Here is a 2,457-nt window from a genome sequence, read left to right on the forward strand (position 1 = left end):
GTTTATAAAATATTTTTACTTTCTATGATGGTTCCATTTGCAGCAATGATGATACCACTTTTTAGAATAATGGTTAAATTAAGTTTAATAGATAGTTTATTAGCAGTTATACTTCCAGGGTTATCCTCTGTATTTTTAATTTTTTTCTTTAGACAGAGTTTGAAGAGTTTCCCTACTCAAATAATAGAATCTGCGAGAATAGATGGAGCTAGTGAGCTAACAATATTTTTTAGAATAGTTTTGCCACCTATGAAACCAACTTTAGCAGCAGCAGCAATTTATGCCTTTATGACTCAGTGGAATAATTATATGTGGCCTTTAATTGTTTTAAGAACAAATGAAAGTAAAACAATAACATTGACATTGTCCTCGATGTCGTCAGCGTATTTTGTAGATTATGGAATGCTTATGTTAGCTATTGTTATAAGTACAATACCTATGATAGTGATATTCTTTAGTATGCAAAAAAGTTTTGTACAAGGAATGACAGGATCATGTAAGTAGGTTGCTTTTTTATAGTAATTTTAATTGTTCTAGCTTGATTGAAATGGAATAAGAGTATAAAAAAGATCAAAGTTCTTAATCAAGAGCTCTGATCTTTTTAATTTTTTAAGTTACAATTTTATATATTTTCTAGAGGAGTATATGGATTTATACTCGGTTTTGCTAAAAATCTTTTATAATATGGTATTGCTATAGAAATTAGAGTAAATACTAATAATATTTGTTGATACCATAGTAAGGGAATTACTTCAAATGGTGTTGCTTTACCTTTACAAAAACCAATAAGAATTAGCATTTGAGCTCCATAGGGAATAATTCCTTGAGCGATACATGAAAATATTCCTAAAAGTCCTGCAACTCTTCTTTTGTCAAGTTTATGCTCTTGAGATATTTTTTTAGCTATTGGTCCATTTATGATAATAGCCACAGTATTATTAGCAACAGCTAAATCTGTTAATGCAACTAATAATCCTATACCAAACTCTGCACTTTTTCTTCCTTTTATAAGTTTATTAATTTTATTAAGAATCCATTCTATACCACCAGCTTTAGTAACAAGAGCTGCTAGTCCACCTGTTAGAAGTGATAGTAAAAAGATTTCGTTCATATTAAGGAATCCAATATAAATCTCTTTTGTAAATCCAATTAGAGAAAATGAATTATAATAAATGCCTATCACACCAGAAAGAACTATTCCTCCTGTTAAAACAACAAATACATTAATTCCTGCTAAAGACAATACAAGTACAAAAACATATGGTAGAACTTTTAATAAATTATAATCATAAGTTTGAGCTGCTATAATATCTAGCGGTTTTCCAAAGTATAAAAATAATATAAATGTTAGTATAGCAGCAGGTAGAGCTATTCCAATATTGGCTAAAAATTTATCTTTCATCATACAACCTTGTGTTCTTGTTGCAGAAATTGTTGTATCTGAAATCATAGATAAGTCATCTCCAAACATTGCACCACCCATAACAGCTGCAAGTAATATAGGCAATGGTATATGTGATTTTGTTGAAAGTTCTATTGCAATTGGAGCTATAGCTACTATAGCACCTACTGAAGTTCCTGTTGCTGTTGAAATAAAACTTGTTATTACAAATATTCCCGCTGTTATATAGTGAACTGGAATATATGTTAATCCCAAATTTGCTGTTGATTCAACTCCGCCCATGGCCTTTGAAACTCCTGCAAATGCTCCGGCTAACAAATAGATAACACACATTATAATAATATCTGAATTTCCACACCCTTTAACAAAGGTATCAAATTTTTCATCAATGCTTTCTTTAAAAAGTATAAACGCACAAACAATTCCAGCTATTATAGCTACTGGAGATGGGAGTTGATAAAAAGCCATTTCTGTTCCTTTAATTTCAAAATATAATCCTGTTCCTAAATATACTAAGATAAAAATTATAAACGGAATAAGTCCTTTAAAACTTGCATTGCTTTTAGTCATAATCTCTCCTCTAAAATTGATATATTATAATGTATTTAGTCCATTTCTTAAATCTGTGATTATATCCTCTATATCTTCAAGTCCTACAGAGATTCTAACTAATCCATCAGTGATTCCAGCACTTAATCTCTCCTCTCTTGTGTATGGTGAGTGAGTCATTGAAGCTGGATGTTGGATAAGTGTTTCTGTATCTCCTAAAGAAACTGCTAAAGAACAAAGTTTTAAGTTATTTAGTAGAGTTCTTCCTGCATCCATTCCACCTTTTAATTCAAAGGCAAAAATTCCACCAAAATCTTTCATCTGTTTACATGCAATCTCGTGTCCTGGATGTGTTTTTAATCCTGGATAGAATACTTTTTCAATCTTAGGATGAGTATTTAAAAACTCCGCTACTTTTCTAGCATTAGAACAGTGTCTTTCCATTCTAATCTCTAAAGTCTTCATTCCTCTTATTATATAGTAAGCATCCATTGGGCTAAGTACTG

3 protein-coding genes are annotated in these 2,457 nt (G+C 30.6%); 1 reads left to right on the forward strand and 2 read right to left on the reverse strand.

Annotated features, from left to right (window positions below; translation table 11 throughout):
- The coding region (locus ACRDBA_RS04550; RefSeq protein WP_438571737.1) for a carbohydrate ABC transporter permease at positions 1-504 on the forward strand (504 nt) is incomplete at its 5' end.
- A gap of 118 nt (positions 505-622) precedes the next feature.
- Here ACRDBA_RS04550 and ACRDBA_RS04555 read toward each other — a convergent pair.
- Positions 623-1,972 (reverse strand): Na+/H+ antiporter NhaC family protein, encoded by a 1,350-nt coding sequence (locus tag ACRDBA_RS04555; RefSeq protein WP_438565776.1) that lies wholly within the window; start codon positions 1,970-1,972, stop codon positions 623-625.
- Between the two features lie 24 nt (positions 1,973-1,996).
- The coding region (locus ACRDBA_RS04560) for a PLP-dependent transferase (RefSeq protein ID WP_438571738.1) at positions 1,997-2,457 on the reverse strand (461 nt) is incomplete at its 5' end.

The organism is Clostridium sp. (assembly GCF_051654825.1).
In the GTDB taxonomy this organism is placed as follows: domain Bacteria; phylum Bacillota; class Clostridia; order Clostridiales; family Clostridiaceae; genus Clostridium.

Bases quoted from the DNA above. Each gene is read 5' to 3' on its own strand.
- ACRDBA_RS04555 (WP_438565776.1), bottom strand. From the start codon at position 1,972: ATGACTAAAAGCAATGCAAGTTTTAAAGGACTTATTCCGTTTATAATT.